The sequence below is a fragment of the Brevundimonas sp. genome (assembly GCF_051858995.1).
GTDB lineage: Bacteria > Pseudomonadota > Alphaproteobacteria > Caulobacterales > Caulobacteraceae > Brevundimonas.
Genome location: NZ_JBHYGN010000001.1, coordinates 270,016 through 291,274, shown reverse-complemented (window position 1 = coordinate 291,274; position 21,259 = coordinate 270,016). Strand labels below are relative to the sequence as shown.

The following is a 21,259-nucleotide window of genomic DNA, read 5'->3' as shown; positions in this document are numbered from 1 at the left end:
AACTGTTCCGTATCGAACAGGAGACGCGCCATGGCCCGCACCGCCGCCCCGGATCACATCGACGCCTATGTTGGGGCGCGCATCGGCCTGCGCCGCTCGGCGCTGGGCCTGTCTCAGGCGGCGCTGGCGCAGCGGATCGGGGTCAGCTTCCAGCAGGTGCAGAAATACGAGACCGGTCTGAACCGCATCTCAGCCTCGCGGCTGCATCGGGTGGCCGTGGTGCTGGGCGCCTCGGTCGAGGCCTTCTTCCCGCCGGTGGAGGGCGTCGCGGCGGGCGAGGCGGATGCGCTGCGGGCGCTGGGCGCGACCATCGACGGCCGCACCGTGGCCAACGCCTTTCCGCGCATCGCCGATCGGGGGCTGAGGCAGGCGGTCGCGCGCGTCGTGGCGGCCCTGGCCCCCGAGCCCTGACCGCGGGAGCCGCGTCGTGAGGGTGCTGGTCATCGATACGGCGCTGGGTCTGTGCACCGCCGGGGTGTTCGAGGTCGGGGAGACCACGCGGATGCTCGGCCTGAGGTCGGAGGCCATGACCAAGGGCCATTCGGAGCGACTGGGCGGACTGGCGCGCGACGCGGTGGCCGAGGCCGGAGGCTTTGACCCCATCGACCGGATCGCCGTGACCGTGGGACCGGGCTCCTTCACTGGCCTGCGGGTCGGGCTGGCCTTCGCCCAGGGACTGGGCGCGGCGCTGGGCCGTCCGGTGGTCGGTGTCTCGACCCTCGACGCCCTGGCCGCCTCGGCGGACGCGCGTGACGTCGCCGCCCTGATCGACGCGCGGCGGGGTCAGGTCTACGCCCGCTTCTGGCGCGACGGCGTGGCGAATGGCCCGCCCGAGCCCCTGTCGCTGGAACAGGCGGCGGAGCGCATCGCGGCCCTGCCGCCCGGCGCGGCCCTGATCGGATCGGGCGCCGCCCTGTTCGCCGAAACCGCGTCCCATGCGGTCGCCCACGATCTGCCCGGCCCCGCGCCCGAGGCCATCGCTCGTCTGGCCGCCCGGCTGGATCCGGAGACCTCGCCGCCCAAGCCGCTGTACCTGCGGGCTCCGGACGCCACCCCGCCCAGCCGCCTCCCGGGCCAGCCCCGCGTTCAGGCTCCGGCATGACCGATCAGGCGCACCGTCTGGCGGCCCTGCACGCCACGGCCTTTGACGCGCCCTGGACCGCCGCCGCCTTCGCTGGCCTGCTGGACCAGTTCGGCGTCTTCGCGGTCGAGAGCCCCGACGGCTTCATCCTGATGCGCGCCATCGCCGACGAGGCCGAGATCCTGACCCTGGCGGTCCGGCCCGAGGCGCGCGGGCGAGGGCAGGGGGCCCGGCTGGTCGCCGACGGCGCCGCCGGCGCCAGCGCGCGCGGAGCCGATCAGGTCTTCCTGGAAGTGGCCGAGGACAACGCCCCGGCGCGGCGGCTCTATCTCCGCGCGGGCTTCGTCGAGACCGGTCGCCGCCCTGGCTATTATTCGCGTCCGGACGGTTCGCGTGTCGCGGCTCTTCTTTTCACTCTGAACTTGTCGGCGCGGCTTCCCTAGGCCGCCGACGCCGCCTATTCTCACGTCCCATGGACCGGATTGAAAAACTCTGCGCCGAGCGCGGCATGCGCATGACCGAGCAACGTCGCGTGATCGCGCGGGTGCTCTCCGCCGCCGCGGACCACCCGGATGTCGAGGAGCTGTACCGCCGCGCCTCGGCCATCGACCCGCACATCTCCATCGCCACCGTCTACCGCACCGTGCGCCTGTTCGAGGAAGCCGGCGTGGTCGAGAAACACGACTTCGGTGATGGCCGCAGCCGCTATGAAGAGGCGGGCGACGATCACCACGATCACCTGATCGACACCAAGTCGGGCGAGGTCATCGAATTCTTCGACGCCGAGATCGAGCGCCTGAAGACGGAGATCGCCGAACGCCTCGGCTTCAAGCTGATCGGCCACAAGCTCGAGCTCTACGGCACCCCCATCGAGGGCGCCGAGCCGTCGAACCGCGAGGGCCTGATCTTCACGCGCAACGCCCACCGCGTGGACCCTGCCGATATCGGCTAGGGCGGGATGGCGCGAAATCGCGCCGGGCGGTAAAAGCCGCCCATGACCGATACCCTCGTCCCGCCGTCGGGGAAGCAGGCCGCGCCCAAGCGCCTGTTCATCAAGACCTACGGCTGCCAGATGAATGTCTATGACTCGGAGCGCATGGCCGATGTGCTGCGCCCGCTCGGCTATGCCCAGACGGACACGGCCGAGGGCGCTGACTTCGTCATCCTGAACACCTGCCACATCCGCGAGAAGGCGGCCGAGAAGGTCTATTCCGAGCTCGGCAAGATGCGCGAGCTGAAGGACGCCAAGGGCGGGGCCATGACCATCGCCGTGGCCGGCTGCGTCGCCCAGGCCGAGGGCGAGGAGATCATGAAGCGCCAGCCGGCGGTAGACCTCGTGGTCGGCCCGCAGGCCTATCACCAGCTGCCCGAGCTGCTGACCCGCACCGCCCGCGCGCGCGGCGAGCGGATCGGCGCCGACTTCGCCCCGGACGAGAAGTTCGACGCCCTGCCGGCCGAACGCGGCGTGGACGGCTTCACCGCCTTCCTGACCGTGCAGGAGGGTTGCGATAAGTTCTGCACCTTCTGCGTGGTGCCCTACACCCGCGGCGCCGAGTGGTCGCGCCCGGTGGCGGCGGTCCTCAAGGAGGCCCGCGAACTGGCCGCCAAGGGCGTGCGCGAGGTCACCCTGCTGGGCCAGAACGTCAACGCCTATGACGGCGAGGGTCTGGACGGGAAGCCGTCCACCCTGGCCCGTCTGGCCTATCTGCTGGCCGAAATTCCCGGCCTGGACCGCATTCGCTACACGACCAGCCATCCGAACGACATGTCGGACGACCTGATCCAGGCGCACCGCGACCTCGATGTCCTGATGCCCTGGCTGCACCTGCCGGTGCAGTCCGGTTCGGACCGCATCCTGCGCCTGATGAACCGCAAGCACGGGCGTCAGAAGTATTTCGACCTGATCGAGCGCATCCGCGAGGCCCGCCCGGACATGGCCATGTCGGGCGACTTCATCGTCGGCTTCCCCGGCGAGACTGAGCGGGACTTCGAGGACACCATGGATCTGGTCCGGCGCGTAACCTACGCCTCGGCCTTCTCCTTCATGTATTCGCCGCGCCCCGGCACACCCGCCTCGACCATGGGGGCGCAGGTGCCCGCGGAGGTGTCGCGCGAACGGCTGCAGGCGCTGCAGACCCTGCTGTTCCAACAGCAGACGGCCTTCAACGAGAGCCGGGCGGGCATGACCATTCCGGTCCTGTTCGAACGTCCCGGCAAGTTCGACGGCCACGTCACCGGCCGCTCGCCCTGGCTGCAGCCGGTCTATGTGGAAGGCGTTGCGGATCAACTGATCGGCCAGATCGTTCCGGTGAAGATCGAGAGCGGCGGCCTGAAGTCGCTGAGCGGTCGTCTGGTGGATCAATCCGTCGCTCAAGCAGCGAGGCTCCGCGAGCCGAGCGCTAGCGATCAACAAAATGTCGCTCAAGCAGCGAGCGTCCGCGACGCGAGCGGTAGCGACCCAAGGAAAGTGGCCTAGTGGCGAGAGAGAGTGAATTTCTGGCTCTGGGCGATGAGGCCCTGCGCGCCGTCATCGGTCCGAACAGTCGCCATCTCGCCCTGATCGAGGACCGGTTCAAGGTGCTGGTCGAGACGCCCGGCGGCGGGGTGTCGATCAACGGCTCGGCGCGCGACCGGGCGCAGGCCAAGCGGGTCATCGAGACCCTGGCCGACCGCGCCGAGACCGGCGCCGAGATCACCGAGGCCGACGTCCGTACGGCGCTCGGCGCCGCCGTGGCCCAGCCGCGCGCGGGGCAGGGCTCTGTCGCGCCCGACGCCGTGGCGTTGCCGGTCGGCCGTCGCGGCGCCATCGCGCCCAAGACGGCGGCGCAGGCCCGCTATCTGGAGCTGCTGTCCCGCTGCGAACTGACCTTCGGCGTCGGCCCGGCGGGCACGGGCAAGACCTTCCTCGCCGCCGCCTACGGCGCCTCCCTGCTGCGGCGCGGACAGGTGGACCGGCTGGTCATCACCCGCCCTGCGGTCGAGGCGGGGGAAAAGCTCGGCTTCCTGCCCGGCGACCTGAACGAAAAGGTCGATCCCTATCTGGCTCCCATCTGGGAGGCCCTGAACGACATCCTCGGTCCCGACGACGTCCGCCGTCGCCGCGACAAGGGGGAGATCGAGGCGGCCCCCATCGCCTTCATGCGCGGCCGGACGCTGGCCCACGCCTTCATTATCGTCGATGAGGCGCAGAACCTGACGCGCCTGCAGATGAAGATGGTCCTGACCCGACTGGGGGAGGGGGCCCGGATGGTGGTCACCGGCGACCCGTCGCAGATCGACCTTCTGAACCGCCGCGATTCCGGCCTGTCCCACGCCCTGCGTATTCTGGACGGGGTGCAGGGCGTCGGAGTGCTGAAGTTCGAGGCTCAGGACGTGGTGCGCCATGCCATGGTCGAGCGGATCGTGCGCGCCTATGACGCCGACGCCGCGGCCCCGTCGCCGGATCTGGAAGAGCCGCGCCGGTGATCGAGATCGAGGTCGAGGACGGGGCCTGGTCCGCCGCTCTGCCCGAGGTCGAGGCGGTGGTGACCCGCGCGGCCACGGCGGCGCTGGGGACGATCGAGGGCGACATCGTCGTCCTGCTGACCGACGACGAGGCGGTGCGTGAGATCAACGCCCGCTTCCGCGACCGTGACCGGCCCACCAATGTCCTGTCCTTCCCGGCGGCGGAAAGCGCGTTTCCGCATCTGGGCGACCTGACCCTGGCCTATGGCGTCTGCGCCCGCGAGGCGGTGGAGCAGGGCAAGACCCTGTCCGATCACCTGTCGCACCTGACCGTCCACGGCGTCCTGCACCTGCTGGGCCGGGATCATGAGGACGACGCCGAGGCCGAGGAGATGGAGGCCGAGGAGCGATCCATCCTTGCCAGTCTGGGCGTGGCCGACCCATACACGGCAGATGAGCATTCTCTCGACGCTTGACGCCGACAGCCCGCGCGGGCGGCTGATCCTTCGCTTTGGCCGCATCGGTCTGGCGCTGGCCGCCGGTATCGCGGCCGCCCTGGCCCATCCGCCCTTCGGCATCCTGCCCGGTCTGCTCGGCTACGCCCTGCTGATGTTCCTGTCCGAGCGCTCCACCACGGTGCGCGGCGCCTTCTGGATGGGCTGGCTGGCGGGCTTCGCCTATTTCTTCATTTCCTGCTGGTGGGTGGCCGAGGCCTTCCTGGTCAATCCGGCCCAGGCCTGGATGGCGCCCTTCGCCGCCTCGGGCCTGCCGATCGGCCTGGGCCTGTTCTGGGGCACGGCCACGGCCCTGTATCGCCGCTTCCTGCCGTCGGGGATGACGCGGGTGCTGTTCTTCGCCGCCCTGTTCTGCCTGCTGGAATGGCTGCGCGGCCATGTGCTGACCGGCTTCCCGTGGAACCCGGCGGGGGCCAGCTGGAAGGCGGGCTCGGCGGCGTCGCAGTTCGCGGCGGTGGCCGGGGTCTATGGCCTCAGCTTCGTCACCGTGGCCGCGGCGGCCGCCTTCGGCCCCCTGCTCGGTGAGGGCGCGCGCAAGGCGCGGATCGTGACCGCCGCCCTCGGCGCAGTGACCTTCGCCGTGCTGATGGTCTCGGGCGCGGTGCGCCTGTCCTCGGCCCGGCTGGAGCTGACCCCGACGCTGGTGCGTATCGTCCAGGCCGACGTGGCCCAGGAGTCGAAATGGACGCCCGAGGCCTATCAGGGGATCGTCGACCGCTATGTGAACCTGACCGCCCGACCCGGCGCGGCCCAGCCGGACCTGATCATCTGGCCCGAGGGCGCCCTGCCGGCCTCGGCCAATGAGGTCTTCGCCCAGGGTTCGCCCGACGCCGTCGCCATCGCCCGCGCGGTCCAGCCGGGCCAGAGCCTGATCCTCGGTCTCGGGCGCGGCGTCGCTGATCCGTCCCTCCCGGAGGGTGGACGCTATTTCAACAGCCTGTTCGTCCTGACCGACGAGGGCGGCGATGGCCTGCGCATCGGCTCGGTCTATGACAAGTACAGGCTGGTGCCGTTCGGTGAGTTCCTGCCCGCGGGCGGGCTGATGGGCGCGCTGGGCGTTCGCGCCCTGACCCATATGCCGCTGGATTTCAGCCCTGGCCCGCGCCCGGCGCCCATCGACATTCCCGGCGCGCCGCGCGCCCAGCCCCTGATCTGCTACGAAAGCCTCTATCCGGGCTTCACCCCCGGTTCGACCGGACGTCCAGGCTGGATCGTCAACATCTCCAATGACGCCTGGTTCGGCCGCACCTCGGGACCGCTGCAGCACCTGAACCTGGCCAGCTACCGCGCCATCGAGACCGGCCTGCCGGTGGTCCGGGCCACGCCGACCGGGACCTCGGCCATGATCGATCCCTGGGGCAGGGTCATCGACGGCCAGCGACTGGACCCTGGCGAGAGCGGCGTCATCGACGCCCGCCTGCCCCAGCCCACCGATATTACCCTGTACGGACGGATCGGCGACCTTCTGTTCTGGCTGGCGGTTGTGGGCGGTCTCCTGGTCGCCGCGCCGTGGCGCCGGGTGATTCGTTCCAAGACCATTGTTCCGTAAGACGGATTCCCTCTTCGGTCACTACTCGGAAGGTGGGATTCCCGCGAGGCGGGAAAGCTGGTGGAATAAGGGCGCACAACCTCTGCAACTGGCCGTGAATTGTGCATTTTTTGGTGACAGAGGACGGCTCACGGCGCATTCAGGCTTTGCTGAATGGACGACTTAAAGGGCGTATCAAGATGGCGAGAGGCAAGGGCGAGGACGGTCCTCATCCCGTGGACCGGCACGTCGGCCGGCGTGTCTGCGAGAAGAGACTGGCGCTCGGCTACAATCAAAGCGATCTCGGTCGTGCGTTGGGTCTGACGTTCCAGCAAATCCAGAAGTACGAGAAGGGCGCCAACCGCATCTCGGCTTCGAAGCTGTGGGACATCGCCCGCTTCTTCAAGGTGGACATCGGCTACTTCTTCGAAGGTCTGACCGGGGCCCAGCTGGCGGGCGTGGCTGAGGGTGACGCCGCCTTCGAGCATGACTTCCCGGCCACGCGCTACACCATCGAGATCGGCCGCCTGGCGCCGCAGCTGTCGACCCGACAGCAGAAGCTGGCGCTTGAGTTGATCCGCGACATGGCTGACCGCAAGGAAACCGACGAAGACTGATCGTCTTCGTCGGCCTTATCCGCCGCCGCCTTCACCCCCCGATGAGCGTCGCTGACCAAAGGTCGGCGCGCGGGCCTTCTGCCCAGCCCAGTAGGCGGCGCCGTCGCGCGGCTTGAACATGGTCTTGGGCACGCCGTCGCGGGACACGACCGCGAAGGTGTTGGTCGAGGCCTGGTAGAGCAGGACGTCGCCATTGGGCCGTTCGACCCGCTCGGCGTCCGCCGGCGGGCGGGTGGTGAAAGCCTCGACCTTGGCCAGATAGTCCTCGGCCGAGCGTGCGCCGAAATCCGCTCCGTTGCGTTCGAACAGGCGCGTCACCTTGGCGTCGACCGTCTCGCGCCGGTTGGCGGTCAGCACCGGCTTGGCTTCCGACGTCGCTTCCGCCGCCTCGACGGGCGTGGCGGCCGCGGAGGTCAGCACCGCCTCGGCCCCCTGCGCGGCCCGGTCCCGCGTCTCGACCGCCGAACCGCCGTCCCCGCAACCCGCCAATCCCAACACAACGGCCCCGATGGCCGCGATGACTGCTGTTGAACGCATCGCACCCTCCTACGTTGAACTCCATCGGAGCAAAGCCTAACCACAGGTTAACGGTTCTTGCAATGTTCTCTTTTGTGGAACCGTCACTCGACGCCGGGGAGCCGCATCGCTAGATCAGCGGGATGACCACGGCATCGCTGTCCGGACGCAAGGTCCTGTTGATCGTCGGCGGCGGCATCGCCGCCTACAAGGCGCTGGAACTGGTGCGCCTGCTGAAGAAGTCGGGCGCCGAGGTGATGAGCGTGCTCACATCGGCGGGCGCCGAGTTCGTCACCCCCATGTCGCTGGCGGCCCTGACCGGCCATCCGGTGCGGCAGGCCCTGTTCATGCCCGAGGACGAGACGGCCATGGGCCATATCGAGCTCTCGCGCTGGGCCGATCTGGTGGTGGTGGCCCCGGCGACCGCGGGCCTGATCGCCAAGGCGGCGAACGGTCTGGCCGATGATCTGGCCTCCACCACCCTGCTGGCCACGGACAAGAAGGTGCTGCTGGCCCCCGCGATGAATGTCCGCATGTGGCTGCATCCGGCGGTGCAGGCCAATGTCGAGCGGCTCAAGGGCTTTGACGGCTTCCATGGCGTCGCCGTCGTCGGGCCGGATGAGGGGGAGATGGCCTGTGGCGAGTTCGGGCCGGGTCGCATGGCCGAGCCCGCCGCCATCCTGTCGGCCATTCAGGGTCTGCTCGCCGGTCCTGACGGTCGCCCGCTGACCGGCCGCAGGGCGGTGATCACCGCCGGTCCGACCTTCGAGCCCATCGACCCCGTGCGCGGCCTGACCAACCGGTCCAGCGGCAAACAGGGCTACGCGATCGCCACCGCCCTGGCTGAGCTAGGCGCCGAGGTGACCCTGGTCTCCGGCCCGGTGGCGCTGGACGCGCCCGTCGGCGTCACCCGCGTCTGGGTTGAAAGCGCCCGCGAGATGCAGGCCGAGGTCCAGAAACATCTGCCCGCCGACATCGCCGTGATGAGCGCCGCGGTCGCCGACTGGCGCGTGGACGGCGTCGCCTCGGGCAAGATCAAGAAGGCCCCCGGCGGTCCGCCGTCCCTGGCCCTGATCGAGAACCCGGACATCCTGGCCGGCGTCTCCAAACCCGGAAAATCGCGCCCGACCCTGGTCGTGGGCTTCGCCGCAGAGACGTCGGATCTGGAGGGCAACGCCCGCGCCAAGCTGTCGCGCAAGGGCTGCGACTGGATCGTCGGCAATGACGTGTCCGACGACGTCTTTGGGGCCGACGGCAACACCGTCACCCTGTTCACGAAAGACGGCGGCGCCGAGAGCTGGCCGCGCCAGTCCAAGACCGAGGTGGCCCGCAAGATCGCCGCCCGCATCGCCGAGCACTTCAAGGCCTGAGCCAGAAAGACCCGCGCCCATGACGACCGTCCGCGTCGAACGCCTGCCGCATGCCGAGGGCCTGCCGCTGCCGGCCTATGAGACCACCGGCTCGGCGGGGATGGACCTGCGTGCGGCGGTTTCGGCGGACGAGCCGCTGACGCTGGCGCCGGGCGCCCGGGCGCTGGTGAAGACCGGTCTGAAGATCGCGCTGGAGCCGGGCTATGAGGCTCAGGTGCGCCCCCGCTCGGGTCTGGCGCTGAAGCATGGCATCACCTGCTTGAACTCGCCCGGCACGGTCGACAGCGACTATCGTGGCGAGGTCGGGGTCATCCTGATCAACCACGGCCAGGAGCCGTTCGTGATCCAGCGCGGCGAACGCATCGCCCAGCTTGTTATTGCCAAGCATGAGCAGGCGGAAATGATCGAGGTCGAGGCGCTGGACGATACGGCGCGCGGCGCGGGCGGTTTCGGCTCCACTGGCCGCTGAGGTCTGCGGGAGCGATTCCGGTTTATCGGCGTTAACCCTGCGGACGGCCAGGCTTGGCCGTATGCAGATGGAGACGACCGGTATGGAATCCCTGATCGATTCAATCACCGCCTTCCTGTCCGGCCTGTTCGGTCTGGCCCAGGGCGGGTTCGACGGCGTGAACCAGGTCATGGGCCTGCTGATCGCGGTGATCGCGGCGCTTCTGATGCCCGCCTGGAGCCGTCTGTGGGCGACCGCCCTGGGCGCCGCCTTCGTGCACATCCTGATCGGAGTGATCCGCCCGATGCTGGACGGCGCGCCCTTCGCCCTGCCGCCCCTGCTGACCCTGGCTTTCTGGATGACGGTGCTGGCCCTGTTCCTGGGCTATGCGATCGTGATCGCGGTCTTCTTCCTCGTGAAGTCGCTGTTCACCGGCGGGCACGGACGCCGGGCTCACGCGCACTGAGCCCTGACGGGCTCAGCGCGTTCTTCTTGGGCCGTGGTCAGAAGGCTCCGCCTTCCCGACCCGACGCGGCCTGGCGCTTCGCGCAGGCTAACCGGCGGACGGTGATGATCCGAATGCGCTCGAGCAGCGAGGCTCCGCGAGCCGAGTGTTGGCGCGCCGCGAAGCGGCCCAGACAAGCCGTTAGGCTTGTCTGAAACCCAGCACGTCCTGCATGTCGTACAGGCCCGGCTTGCGGTTCCTGACCCAGGCGGCTGCCGCGACAGCGCCCCGCGCGAACAGCGAGCGGTCGATGGCCGAGTGGCTGAGGGTCAGCATCTCGTCGTCCGAGGCGAACAGGACGGTGTGTTCGCCGATGATCCCGCCCGCGCGGACAGATGAGAAGCCGATCTTGCCGCTTTCGCGGGCGCCGGTGATGCCGTCCCATGGGGCGGCGCGGACGTCGTCGAGGTCCTCGTTGCGTCCACTGGCGGCGGCCTCGCCCAGCATCAGGGCGGTGCCGGAGGGGGCGTCGACCTTGCGGCGGTGATGGGCCTCGGTGATCTCGATATCCCAGTCGCGCGCGTCCAGACGCAGGGCGGCGTGCTCGACCAGGCCGATCAGGATGTTGACGCCCAGCGAGAAGTTTCCGCTGCGCACGATGGCCACGGTCTCGGCGGCCTTGAGGATCTCGGCGTCCTGCTCCGGCGTCAGGCCGGTGGAGCCGATGACCAGCGCCGGACCGCCGCGCGCCGCGCAGGCCTGGGCAAGTTCCACGGAGGCTTCGGGGGTCGAGAAGTCGATCACCACGTCGCACAGGGACAGGTCCGGGGTCTCGCCCCGGTCGAAGCGGGCGGCGACCACCACGTCGTCGCGGGCGTCCAGAACGGTCGAGACCGCCCGGCCCATGCGCCCGCGGGCGCCCGAGATGCCGGCGTGGAAAATCGCGCTCAAATCAGTTCCCCCAAGGACGGAAATCCCACCCTATTGGGCTGTTTCCTTGCTGTCGCCAAGGATGTCGGCCCAGAACCGCTTTGCCTTGCCCGCGAAGGACGAGTTGCGCGGGGTCTGGGTCTCGCCCAGCGAAGCGGCCAGCTCTTCCAGCAGTTCCTTCTGACGCGGGGTCAGGTCGGTCGGGGTCTCGACGAATAGTTCGACCACCAGATCACCGCGCTGGCGGCCATTCAGGTGCGGCATGCCCTTGCCCTTGATGCGGACGGTCTTGCCGGTCTGCGAGCCCGCCGGGACATCCACGGCGGCGCGGCAGCGACCGTCGCAGGCCTCGGACACCAGGCAGGGGGCGTCGATCTCGCCGCCCAGGGCCGCGACGGTCATGGGGACCGGCACGGTGACCAGCAGGTCCAGATTGTCCCGCTCGAACAGCTCATGCGGGGTCACCGACAGGAAGACGTACAGATCGCCGCGCGGACCGCCGCGCTGGCCGGCGTCGCCCTCCCCCGACAGGCGGATGCGCGAACCGTCGTCCACGCCGGCGGGGACCTTGAGCTGCAGCTTGCGGTTCTTCCGCACCTGGCCATGGCCGTGGCAGGTCCCGCACGGCTCGGCGATCATCTGGCCGTTGCCGCCGCAGCGGGGGCAGGTGCGCTCGACCTGGAAGAAGCCGTTGGCGGAGCGGACGCGTCCGGCGCCCTGGCAGGTGGTGCAGGTGGTCGGCTTGGTGCCCGGCTTGGCGCCTGAGCCCTCGCAGGTTTCGCAGGTGGCGGTCGTCGGCACCGCGATCTCGACATCAGCGCCCTTGTAGGCCTGCTCCAGGGTGATCTCGAGGTCGTAGCGCAGGTCCGAGCCGCGGCGCGGGCCGCCCTGCCGTCCGCCGCCGCCCTGACGGCCGCCGAAGGCCTCGCCGAACGCGTCGCCGAAGACCTGGGAGAAGATGTCGTTGATGTCGTGGAAGCCCTGGCCGCCGCCGGCGCCGAAGGGATTGCCGCCGCCAGCCCCGCCCGCGTGGCCGAAGCGGTCATAGTGGGCGCGTTTCTGGTCGTCGCTGAGGACGGTGTAGGCCTCGGAAATCTCCTTGAAGATCGCCATCGATTCTTCCGAACCGCCGTTGCGGTCAGGGTGGTGCTGCATCGCCAGCTTGCGATAGGCCGACTTCAGCCCCGCCGCGTCGATGGTCCGTTCGACCCCCAGAATCTCGTAATAGTCCCGCGCCATCCGGCGATCGTCCTCTTACTCTGGCCCTGTTCGCACGCCTGTTGCCGGCATTGTCGTCAAAGGGCTCACCGGGCTGACATGGGCGCCCGATTCCGTGATGCAAGTTCATGAAAAGACCCCGCCCGTCGCAGGACAAGCGGGGTCTGGTTCAGCTCACACGAAGCCGTGGCTTACGCGCTCTTCTTGTCGTCGGAGTCCGAGACTTCCTCGAACTCGGCGTCGACCACGCCATCGTCGGCCGGCTTCTCGTCCGAAGCCGAAGCGTCGGCGTTGTTCTGGGCCGCGTACATGGCCTCGCCCAGCTTCATCGAGGCCTGGGCCAGGGTGTTGGTCTTCTCGCGGATGGCTTCCGGATCCGAGCCGTCCTTGGCCGCCTTCAGGTCGTCCAGGGCCGTCTGGATGGCGGCTTTCTCGGTCTCGCCGACCTTGTCGCCGTGTTCGGCCAGGGCCTTCTCGGTCGAGTGGATCAGGGCGTCGGCCGAGTTCTGGGCCTCGACCATCTCCTTGCGGACCTTGTCGGCCGCGGCGTTGGCCTCGGCTTCCTTGACCATCTTCTCGATGTCCGCGTCCGACAGGCCGCCGTTGGCCTGGATCCGGATCGACATCTCCTTGGCGGTCGACTTCTCCTGGGCCGTGACGTGCACGATGCCGTTGGCGTCGATGTCGAAGGTGACCTCGATCTGCGGCATGCCGCGCGGTGCGGGCGGAATGCCCATCAGGTCGAACTGGCCGAGCAGCTTGTTGTCCTCGGCCATCGGGCGTTCGCCCTGGAAGACTCGGATCGTCACGGCCGACTGGTTGTCGTCAGCGGTCGAATAGATCTTGGACTTCTTGGTCGGGATGGTGGTGTTGCGCTCGATCAGCGGGTCGAAGACCTTGCCCAGGGTCTCGATGCCCAGGGTCAGCGGGGTCACGTCCAGCAGCAGCACGTCCTTGACGTCGCCTTGCAGCACGCCGGCCTGAACCGCGGCGCCCAGGGCCACGACCTCGTCAGGGTTCACACCCTTGTGCGGCTCCTTGCCGAAGAAGGCCTTCACGGCTTCCTGGACCTTGGGCATGCGGGTCATGCCGCCGACCAGGACCACTTCGTCGATGTCCGAGGCCTTCAGGCCCGCATCCTTCAGCGCCTTCACGCAGGGCTCGATGGTGCGCTGGACCAGGTCTTCGACCAGGGCTTCCAGCTTGGCGCGCGACAGCTTGATGTTCAGGTGCAGTGGGCCCGAGGCGTTCATGGTGATGAACGGCAGGTTGACCTCGTACTGGGTGGTCGAGGACAGCTCCTTCTTGGCCTTTTCAGCCTCTTCCTTCAGGCGTTGCAGGGCCAGCTTGTCGGTCCGCAGATCGACGCCCTGCTCCTTCTTGAACTCGTCGGCCAGATAGTCGACCAGACGCAGGTCGAAGTCTTCACCGCCCAGGAAGGTGTCGCCATTGGTCGACTTCACCTCGAACACGCCGTCGCCGATCTCCAGGATCGAGACGTCGAAGGTGCCGCCGCCCAGGTCGTAGACGGCGATCTTCTGGCCGTCGGCCTTGTCCAGACCATAGGCCAGGGCGGCCGCGGTCGGCTCGTTGATGATGCGCAGGACTTCCAGGCCGGCGATCTTGCCGGCGTCCTTGGTCGCCTGACGCTGGGCGTCGTTGAAGTAGGCGGGAACGGTGATGACGGCCTGGGTCACGGTCTCGCCGAGGTAGGCCTCCGCGGCCTCCTTCATCTTGCCGAGGGTGAAGGCCGAAATCTGTTGCGGCGAGTAGTCCTTGCCGTGCGCCTTGACCCAGGCGTCGCCGGTCGGACCCTTGACGATGTCATAGGGCACCATGCCCTTGTCCTTGGCGACCACCGGGTCGCTGAACGCGCGGCCGATCAGGCGCTTGATGGCGAAGAAGGTGTTGGTCGGGTTGGTCACGGCCTGACGCTTGGCGGGCTGCCCCACCAGCACTTCGCCACCATCCTGGATCGCGACGATCGACGGGGTGGTGCGGTTGCCTTCCGCGTTTTCGATGACCTTGGGGTTCTTGCCGTCCATGACGGCGACGCACGAGTTGGTCGTGCCCAGGTCGATGCCGATAATCTTGGCCATGCTCTAGTCTTTCACTCCATCTCAGCGGGCGGTGCGGCGGCCTTTTAAAGCGAAGCGCCGCGCGTGACTGCCCCCGATTTCAGGGTTTGGTGGTTTTTGGAAAGCCCCACGACTTGCGGGGTTTTCCGGGGATTGACGCCGATATGGGAAACACCCCCCCGCCTGCAAGACCCTTGGGCGATTCAGTCGTCAGGCCCCGTCAGGAGACGAGAGTGACTTTTGGGTGCATTACATTGTTATCGGAGCCGGGGCTGGCTCGGGGAGACAGGATATGAAGAAGGCCATCAATATCATCGCCGGCGCGGCCCTTCTGGTCGCCGCCTTCGGAACCGCGTCGGCGACCACCGCCGCCGAGCCGCGCATCGCCGCTGAACCGGTCGCCACCATCGTGGTCCAGTCGCGCGACGGCCAGAACCGCCGGGTCCGCATCCACAACCAGACCGGCTGGACCATGACCCATTTCTACGCCTCGGACTCGCGCGTCGATGACTGGCAGGAAGACATGCTGGGCTCCAGCGTCCTGGCTAACGGCTCCAGCATCACGATGAACATCGACGACGGCAACGGCGGCTGCCTCTATGACTTCAAGGCGCGCTTCACCAATGGTCAGGAACTGACCCGCATGCGCATCAACGTCTGCCAGATCGCGGACTACTACTACACGCGCTGATTTTTCAATCAGTTAGCGAACGACCGCCTCCCGGCTCGCGCGGGGAGGCGGTTCGCGTTTCAGGCGGCGGCTTCAGCGCTCGCCAGCGGCATGGGCTTGAGGTCCAGCAGGGCGAACAGGCGGGCGTCCTCGTCCTGCTCGGGATTGGGAGTGGTCAGCAGCTTGCCGCCCACGAAGATGGAGTTGGCGCCGGCCAGGAAGCACAGGGCCTGCATCTCCGGGCTCATGGTCTCGCGGCCCGCGGACAGGCGCACCATGGCCTTGGGGCAGACCAGACGGGCCACGGCGACGGTGCGGACGAACTCGATCGGATCGATCTCGCCCGCCTTCTTGACCCGGTCGCCCAGCGGGGTGCCGGTCACCGGCACCAGCGCATTGACCGGCAGGCTGTCGGGATGGATCGGCAGGGTGGCCAGGGCGTGCAGCAGGCCCGCGCGATCCCGCCGCGCCTCGCCCATGCCGACGATGCCGCCGCAGCAGGTGCTCATGCCTGCGTCACGGACATGCTCCAGCGTCTCCAGCCGGTCCTGATAGCTGCGGGTGGTGACCACCTCGGCGTAGTAGTCCGGGCCGGTGTCGAGGTTGTGATTATAATAATCCAGCCCCGCGGCCTTCAGCTGCTTCGCCTGATCGGCGGTCAGCATGCCGAGCGTCGCGCAGGTCTCCAGACCCAGCGCCTTCACGCCCGAGATCATCGCCGCCAGCTTCGGCGTGTCACGGTCCTTCAGCTCGCGCCAGGCCGCGCCCATGCAGAAGCGCGAGGCGCCGCCCGCCTTGGCGGCCATGGCCTCGGCCAGGACGGCGGAGGTCTCCATCAGCTTCTCGGCCTTCAGCCCGGTCTTGAAGCTGGCCGACTGAGAGCAGTAGCCGCAGTTCTCGGCGCAGCCGCCGGTCTTGATCGACAGCAGCTGGCTCTTCTGTACCTCGGACGGATCGAACCAGGTCCGGTGCACGGCGGCGGCGTCGAAGACCAGCTCCATGAAGGGGCGGGCGAACAGGGCCTCCACCTCTTCAAGCGTCCAGTCGTGGCGGGGGGCGGCGAGGTCACGGGTCATGACGCGTGTCTAGACCCCGCACCCGGCGGGGGCAAAGCCTCAGGAGCGTACGCTGAATTCGCTCCGCTTCAGATCGATATGCACCGCGTCGAACAGGCGGAACACATCCAGACCCACCAGCATGGCCGGCCGGTCTCCGAGCCCGGCGATGCGGAAGGTGTGGAAATCACCCACCACGACCGGCAGCTCGGAGATGGTCATTCCCGCGATATCCAGCATGGGCAGCACCATCAGCTCGCCCGCCGTCGCCTCGCCGGTGGGGCTCTGGATGCGCCAGCGGGTCTGGCCGTCGGCTAATCTGAGAGGGACCGCGCGACCGGCCACGGCCGCGGCCCGGTTCAGGATGGTGCCCTCGGCGCCGGAGTCGATGATGGCCTGCGCCTGTGTCGTGCCGATGCGGGCGGGGATGACCAGCAGATTGCCGAACTGCCGCTCGCCCCGCGCCACGAAGGGGGTTTCGGAATCCCGGCGGTCCAGGATGCCCCGGGCCGGGGCGCTGGAGCGAACGATGCGGGTGCGCTGGACGCCGCCCTGGAAGTTCAGCACCACCTTGGTGTCGACCAGCAGGTCGCAGCCCAGCAGGCCGTCCAGGCCGGCGATGGCCGCGCGGCTGCCGACGGCGAAGCGGACGTCACGGGCGTCCAGCGCGCCGCTGCGCACTCGTCGCCCCCGCACCGCCGGCACCACCTCGCGCCCGACCAGGGTGTGCATGCCGATATGGCCGATGGGCGACAGGCCCAGGGGCGCGACCAGATCGTCGGCGATCACCGAACTGTTGGCGGCGGTATCGATGATGAACTGGAACGGACCCTGGTCATTGATGAAGACCGCCACCGTGGCGCGGCCCCGGTGCAGGTCTTCACTGCCGAAACTGTCCTGCCGGGCGACGGCGGGAGGAGCGGTCAGGGCGGTCGCCGCCAGGGCGGTGATGAACGTACGGCGCTCGAGCATTCGGGTCCCGATGATCTGACCCGGATGAAGACCCGTGTTCGCGCGGCTTGCAACCACCGTTCGCTCTCCGACGCCGCATATAAGGATATCCTTATATCTTTGTTGTCTAGTCGCTGTTCGGGGGGCTATAGGGTCCGCCACAGAACTTCGCTTGCGGCCAAGGAGCCGAATCCATGACCGACTACATCGTGCGCGACATCTCGCTTGCCGATTACGGCAACAAGGAAATCGCCATCGCCGAGACCGAAATGCCCGGTCTGATGGCGCTGCGCGCCGAATACGGCGCCTCGCAGCCGCTGAAGGGCGCCCGCATCGCCGGCAGCCTGCACATGACCATCCAGACCGCCGTGCTGATCCAGACGCTGGAAGCTCTGGGCGCTGAGGTCCGCTGGGCGTCGTGCAACATCTTCTCGACCCAGGACCACGCCGCGGCCGCCATCGCCGCCAACGGCACCCCGGTCTTCGCCACCAAGGGCGAGACCCTGCTGGAGTACTGGGACTACGCCCACAAGATCTTCGAATGGGCTGACGGCGGCTATCCGAACCTGATCCTCGACGACGGCGGCGACGCCACCCTGCTGTGCGTCCTCGGTCCGAAGGCCGAGAAGGACATCTCGGTCCTGTCGAACCCGCAGAACGAGGAAGAAGAAGCCCTGTTCGCGGTGATGAAGCGCTACATCGCCGAGAAGCCCGGCTTCTACTCGGCCATCCGTGACGCCATCGGCGGCGTGTCGGAAGAAACCACCACGGGCGTCCACCGCCTGTACCAGATGGCCGAGCGCGGCGAACTGCCGTTCCCCGCCATCAACGTCAACGACAGTGTCACCAAGTCGAAGTTCGACAACCTGTACGGCTGCCGGGAGTCGCTGGTCGATGCGATCCGTCGCGGCACCGACGTCATGCTGTCGGGCAAGGTCGCGGTGGTCTGCGGCTACGGCGACGTGGGCAAGGGCTCGGCCGCCTCGCTGCGCCAGGGCGGCGCCCGGGTGAAGGTGACCGAGGTCGATCCGATCTGCGCCCTGCAGGCCGCGATGGAAGGTTATGAGGTGGTGACGCTGGAAGACGCGGCGCCCGATGCCGACATCTTCGTCACCGCCACCGGCAACAAGGACGTCATCACCGTTGAGAACATGCGGGCGATGAAGAACAACGCCATCGTCTGCAACATCGGCCACTTTGACAGCGAGATTCAGGTCGCGGGCCTGAAGAACTTCAAGTGGGACGAGATCAAGCCGCAGGTCCACCACGTGGAATTCCCGGACGGCAAGAAGATCATCCTGCTGTCGGAAGGCCGTCTGGTGAACCTGGGCAACGCCACGGGCCACCCCTCGTTCGTGATGTCGGCGTCCTTCACCAATCAGACGCTGGCCCAGATCGAACTGTGGACCAACGCCGCCAAGTACGAGAACTCGGTCTACACCCTGCCCAAGCACCTGGATGAGAAGGTCGCCTTCCTCCACCTGGCCAAGCTGGGCGCCAAGCTGACGACCCTGTCCAAGGAACAGGCCGACTATATCTCGGTCCCGACCGAAGGCCCGTTCAAGCCGGAACACTACCGCTATTAAGGGGCGCTAACGCTCGCGACGCGGTCGCTCGCTGCTTGAGCGCGGGCCGCGTCGCGAGAGGTCGGCTCTGATCAGCTGGCCATTCGGTACTGGGGCGCCGTCGTCTCGCGGGTCAGCGTGAAGGCGGCGACCTGACGGCTCAGGCTCTGGGCCTCCTGCGCCAGCTGGCGCGCCGCCGCTGTGGCCTCTTCGGTCATGGCGGCGTTTTGCTGTGTGATGTCGTCCATCTCGCCCATGGTCCGGCGCACGCGATCCAGACCATCGGCCTGTTCGCGGGCCGCTTCGGCGATGCCGCCGGCCAGGGCGTCGATGGACAGGACGCGGGTGCGGATGCGGTCCAGCGCCTCGCCGGTGCGGGTGATCAGCTCGACCCCGCGCGACACCTGGGCCGACGAGGTGGCGATCAGCTGACGGATTTCGCCCGAGGCGTCCGAGGAGCGCTGGGCCAGGGCCCGCACCTCGGTGGCCACGACGGCGAAGCCGCGGCCGGCCTCGCCCGCCCGGGCCGCCTCGACCCCGGCGTTCAGCGCCAGCAAATTGGTCTGGAAGGCGATTTCATCGATCAGGCTGGTGAAGCGGCTGATCTCGCCCGAGGATTCCGCGATGGCATGGATGGCGGCGACCGTCTGGTTGGCGATCTCGCCGCCTTCCTCAACGTCCGCCCGCGCCGAGACCAGAGCCTGAGCGGTCTGGCGGGCGCCGTCGGCGGTGTTGGCGACGGCCAGGGCGATGGCGTCGGCGTCGGCCACGGTCCGCTCCAGACTGGCGGCCTGACGCTCGGTGCGCACGGCCAGATCGTCCGCCGCGATGGACAGTTCGCCCGCGCCGGCGTCGAGGCTGCCGACGCTGTCGGCCATGGCCCCTATGGCGGTGCGCAGGGCGCCGGTGGCGGCCTGGAAATCGGCCTGCAGCGAGCGATATTCTTCCGGGAAGGCTCCGTTCAGCGAGACCGACAGGTCGTTGTCGGCCAAGGCGTGCAGGGCGTCGCCCAGACGCTGGACCACCATCGACTGACGGCCCTGCGCCTCGGCCTGTTCAGCCTGCACCCGATCCCGCTCGACCTGCAGGATCTCCAGATAGATCGAGATGGCCAGATCCATGTCCAGCATGACACGCTGGGTCAGCTCGCTGACCGCCTCTGCGGTGATCCGGTCATGTTCAGCGCGCGAACCCCAGCGCAGGCGGGGGCGCGAGACGATGGCCTGCGTCAGATGGGCCAGAATGGTGCTGTAGCCGCCGATGTACCAGCGCGGCTCCAGCCCGATCCGGGCGTGGACCTTGCCGATGGTGCGGACCGAGGTCGCGTAGTCGGCATCGGCGCGGCCATCGATGACGGCCTGCCAGTGCTGTGTCTGCGCCGCCTTGGCGGCGTCGATGTGGGCGTCGTCGCGGAAGAAGCGGCGGGTCTCGGGGAAGGCCCGCACCTGGGCGTAAAACAGGTCCAGCGCCTCGGGCGCGGCGGCGCGCAGCACGCCGCCCATCGACCGGTAACCGGGCGACGCCTCGCCCAGCTTCATGAACGCCATCCGCCGTTGGATATCCTCGCTCGCCATGACGGCAGGCCTCCTCACGCCACTATTCAAGCGGAAGGCCCTAGTCCTGTTGTGGGTATCGGCCCTTAAGGCGAAGCTACGCAATAACCCCTATGCCGCTCAGGCGGCGAGGAAGCGCCGGCTCAGTTCCTGATCGCGGTCGGCCAGGCCGGTTTCGAAGTCCATGAAGACGTCGATCAGCTCGTCCACGCTGACGGGGGCGGCGCCCGGGCTGAAGCGGAAGCGCCAGAAGCTGACCACGTGCTGGATCGCGCCCAGCTGCTCGCCCAGGCGGGTGAACAGACGCGGAGCCTGCAGCAGGAAGTCGCGGAAGGCGCCGGGCTTGGCCTCCTGCGTCAGGGCCGCATAGGCGTCGTCATAGATGCGCAGGGTGCGCGAGGCGTCGTCGCAGACGGTGACGATCCGGTCGCGCAGCACATGCCGTCCGCGATCCAGATACTCCCGCGCATTGCGGTCGATCTTGCCGATGGGCTTCACCGACGACACCGCCTCGGCGACGACGCCGATATCGTCCATCAGGCTGGTCAGCACCCATTTGTAGTAGAGGAAGCCCTTCCAGCAGAAGATGCCCTCCTGATACTCCTCCGGCTTCAGGTGCAGGGTCTGGCGCAGGGCCTCCATGCGGTCGCCCGGGTCGTTGGACAGGATCTTTCCGGCCAGTCGACGGGTCGAGCCCACCGCCTCGATGTCCTGACCGAGGCTCAGGGTCACCAGCGGGCGGATTTCGGATTCCACGAACTGCATCATCCGGATCAGGTCGCCGTCGCTGATCGAGAAATAGCAGGGCGCCGGCTCGACGCCGCCGCGGCGCAGCTGTTCGCGCAGCAGGAAGGGGTCCAGCGAGGGCAGGGCGTCCATCAGGCGCAGGGTCTGAAGGTCCGGATGCTCCGACTCCAGGCCGAAGGCCTCCTGCATCATCCGCTCGAAGCCGCGCTGGTCCACGAAGACGAAGCGTCCGCCGGTCTTCAGGTCTTCGGCGTCGATGGGGATGACCACCTTGGTCGCCACCTGGCGGCGCAGGTGGAAGGCGTCCAGCTCGTCCCGGCGCAGCCGGTGCTTGATGATCAGGGCGCAGTTCAGGGCCGGGGTCTTGAAGATCGGCCGTTCGCGCCAGTCCAGCTCATGCCCGTGCTCAGTCGCCACCTTCAGCAGGTTCAGCACGCGCGCGGTCGAGGCCGAGCGGCGCAGGTGAGCCAGGTTGCGAATGGCGCGGTCGGTCATGGAGCCCCTTGGATAAGGAGAAACCCTGACATG

22 protein-coding genes are annotated in these 21,259 nt (G+C 68.2%); 14 read left to right on the top strand and 8 right to left on the bottom strand.

Going from position 1 to position 21,259, the window contains the following annotated elements; translation table 11 throughout:
• Positions 1-30 precede the first annotated feature (30 nt).
• The 9 genes from ACTIEF_RS01545 to ACTIEF_RS01505 all read left to right on the top strand — a co-directional run bounded on the left by ACTIEF_RS01545 (position 31) and on the right by ACTIEF_RS01505 (position 7,185).
• Entirely contained in the window at positions 31-411 is a 381-nt protein-coding gene (locus ACTIEF_RS01545; RefSeq protein ID WP_439470423.1) for a helix-turn-helix domain-containing protein, read from the top strand.
• A 16-nt stretch (positions 412-427) separates the two neighbouring features.
• Positions 428-1,102, top strand: coding sequence for a tRNA (adenosine(37)-N6)-threonylcarbamoyltransferase complex dimerization subunit type 1 TsaB (gene tsaB / locus ACTIEF_RS01540; protein WP_439470422.1), 675 nt, complete (start codon positions 428-430; stop codon positions 1,100-1,102).
• Positions 1,099-1,524: a GNAT family N-acetyltransferase gene (locus tag ACTIEF_RS01535; protein ID WP_439470421.1), complete on the top strand. Its 426-nt coding sequence runs from the start codon at positions 1,099-1,101 to the stop codon at positions 1,522-1,524. Before tsaB ends, ACTIEF_RS01535 begins: the two co-directional genes overlap by 4 nt.
• A gap of 29 nt (positions 1,525-1,553) precedes the next feature.
• The gene (locus ACTIEF_RS01530) at positions 1,554-2,033 is read left to right on the top strand and encodes a Fur family transcriptional regulator (protein ID WP_439470420.1); all 480 of its coding nucleotides are present in this window, start codon (positions 1,554-1,556) and stop codon (positions 2,031-2,033) included.
• Between the two features lie 42 nt (positions 2,034-2,075).
• Positions 2,076-3,557 carry a tRNA (N6-isopentenyl adenosine(37)-C2)-methylthiotransferase MiaB gene (miaB, locus tag ACTIEF_RS01525; RefSeq protein ID WP_439470419.1) on the top strand — a complete coding sequence of 494 codons (1,482 nt, stop codon included), beginning with the start codon at positions 2,076-2,078 and terminating at the stop codon, positions 3,555-3,557.
• On the top strand, positions 3,557-4,546 hold the full coding sequence (locus tag ACTIEF_RS01520; RefSeq protein ID WP_439470418.1) for a PhoH family protein: 990 nt from the start codon (positions 3,557-3,559) through the stop codon (positions 4,544-4,546). The genes miaB and ACTIEF_RS01520 overlap by 1 nt, the downstream gene beginning before the upstream one ends.
• Complete coding sequence (ybeY, locus tag ACTIEF_RS01515; protein WP_439470417.1) at positions 4,543-5,001, top strand: rRNA maturation RNase YbeY; 459 nt, start codon at positions 4,543-4,545, stop codon at positions 4,999-5,001. Before ACTIEF_RS01520 ends, ybeY begins: the two co-directional genes overlap by 4 nt.
• Positions 4,979-6,589, top strand: coding sequence for an apolipoprotein N-acyltransferase (gene lnt / locus ACTIEF_RS01510; RefSeq protein WP_439470416.1), 1,611 nt, complete (start codon positions 4,979-4,981; stop codon positions 6,587-6,589). Before ybeY ends, lnt begins: the two co-directional genes overlap by 23 nt.
• Before the next feature lie 179 nt (positions 6,590-6,768).
• A complete protein-coding gene (locus tag ACTIEF_RS01505; protein ID WP_439470415.1) occupies positions 6,769-7,185 on the top strand; it encodes a helix-turn-helix domain-containing protein in 417 nt (138 codons plus the stop codon).
• 15 nt (positions 7,186-7,200) lie between these two features.
• On the opposite strand, the gene ACTIEF_RS01500 is transcribed toward ACTIEF_RS01505, so the two are convergent.
• Positions 7,201-7,722, bottom strand: a complete 522-nt coding sequence (locus ACTIEF_RS01500; protein ID WP_439470414.1) for an S-type pyocin family protein — start codon at positions 7,720-7,722, stop codon at positions 7,201-7,203.
• 122 nt (positions 7,723-7,844) lie between these two features.
• Here ACTIEF_RS01500 and coaBC point away from each other — a divergent pair, with 122 nt between their 5' ends.
• From coaBC to ACTIEF_RS01485, 3 genes are all read left to right on the top strand, one after another.
• A complete protein-coding gene (gene coaBC / locus ACTIEF_RS01495) occupies positions 7,845-9,071 on the top strand; it encodes a bifunctional phosphopantothenoylcysteine decarboxylase/phosphopantothenate--cysteine ligase CoaBC (protein ID WP_439470413.1) in 1,227 nt (408 codons plus the stop codon).
• 19 nt (positions 9,072-9,090) lie between these two features.
• The gene (dut, locus tag ACTIEF_RS01490; protein ID WP_439470412.1) at positions 9,091-9,540 is read left to right on the top strand and encodes a dUTP diphosphatase; all 450 of its coding nucleotides are present in this window, start codon (positions 9,091-9,093) and stop codon (positions 9,538-9,540) included.
• A gap of 82 nt (positions 9,541-9,622) precedes the next feature.
• Positions 9,623-9,985 (top strand): hypothetical protein, encoded by a 363-nt coding sequence (locus tag ACTIEF_RS01485; protein ID WP_439470411.1) that lies wholly within the window; start codon positions 9,623-9,625, stop codon positions 9,983-9,985.
• 180 nt (positions 9,986-10,165) lie between these two features.
• On the opposite strand, the gene dapB is transcribed toward ACTIEF_RS01485, so the two are convergent.
• The 3 genes from dapB to dnaK form a co-directional block, all read right to left on the bottom strand.
• On the bottom strand, positions 10,166-10,915 hold the full coding sequence (dapB, locus tag ACTIEF_RS01480; RefSeq protein WP_439470410.1) for a 4-hydroxy-tetrahydrodipicolinate reductase: 750 nt from the start codon (positions 10,913-10,915) through the stop codon (positions 10,166-10,168).
• Positions 10,916-10,945: 30 nt separating this feature from the next.
• On the bottom strand, positions 10,946-12,133 hold the full coding sequence (gene dnaJ, locus ACTIEF_RS01475) for a molecular chaperone DnaJ (protein WP_439470409.1): 1,188 nt from the start codon (positions 12,131-12,133) through the stop codon (positions 10,946-10,948).
• A 170-nt stretch (positions 12,134-12,303) separates the two neighbouring features.
• Complete coding sequence (gene dnaK / locus ACTIEF_RS01470) at positions 12,304-14,211, bottom strand: molecular chaperone DnaK (RefSeq protein WP_439470408.1); 1,908 nt, start codon at positions 14,209-14,211, stop codon at positions 12,304-12,306.
• Positions 14,212-14,482: 271 nt separating this feature from the next.
• On the opposite strand from dnaK, the gene ACTIEF_RS01465 reads away from it, so the two are divergent.
• Positions 14,483-14,881 carry a hypothetical protein gene (locus ACTIEF_RS01465; RefSeq protein ID WP_439470407.1) on the top strand — a complete coding sequence of 133 codons (399 nt, stop codon included), beginning with the start codon at positions 14,483-14,485 and terminating at the stop codon, positions 14,879-14,881.
• 59 nt (positions 14,882-14,940) lie between these two features.
• Here ACTIEF_RS01465 and bioB read toward each other — a convergent pair whose 3' ends face one another.
• Positions 14,941-15,936 carry a biotin synthase BioB gene (bioB, locus tag ACTIEF_RS01460; protein WP_439470406.1) on the bottom strand — a complete coding sequence of 332 codons (996 nt, stop codon included), beginning with the start codon at positions 15,934-15,936 and terminating at the stop codon, positions 14,941-14,943.
• A 39-nt stretch (positions 15,937-15,975) separates the two neighbouring features.
• Positions 15,976-16,887: an aspartyl protease family protein gene (locus tag ACTIEF_RS01455; RefSeq protein ID WP_439470405.1), complete on the bottom strand. Its 912-nt coding sequence runs from the start codon at positions 16,885-16,887 to the stop codon at positions 15,976-15,978.
• Positions 16,888-17,060: 173 nt separating this feature from the next.
• Between ACTIEF_RS01455 and ahcY the strand changes: the two genes are divergently transcribed.
• Positions 17,061-18,452 (top strand): adenosylhomocysteinase, encoded by a 1,392-nt coding sequence (gene ahcY / locus ACTIEF_RS01450; protein ID WP_439470404.1) that lies wholly within the window; start codon positions 17,061-17,063, stop codon positions 18,450-18,452.
• Positions 18,453-18,523: 71 nt separating this feature from the next.
• On the opposite strand, the gene ACTIEF_RS01445 is transcribed toward ahcY, so the two are convergent.
• Both ACTIEF_RS01445 and ACTIEF_RS01440 read right to left on the bottom strand, forming a co-directional pair.
• Complete coding sequence (locus tag ACTIEF_RS01445; RefSeq protein ID WP_439470403.1) at positions 18,524-20,005, bottom strand: methyl-accepting chemotaxis protein; 1,482 nt, start codon at positions 20,003-20,005, stop codon at positions 18,524-18,526.
• A gap of 99 nt (positions 20,006-20,104) precedes the next feature.
• Complete coding sequence (locus ACTIEF_RS01440) at positions 20,105-21,226, bottom strand: hypothetical protein (RefSeq protein WP_439470402.1); 1,122 nt, start codon at positions 21,224-21,226, stop codon at positions 20,105-20,107.
• Positions 21,227-21,259: the final 33 nt, after the last annotated feature.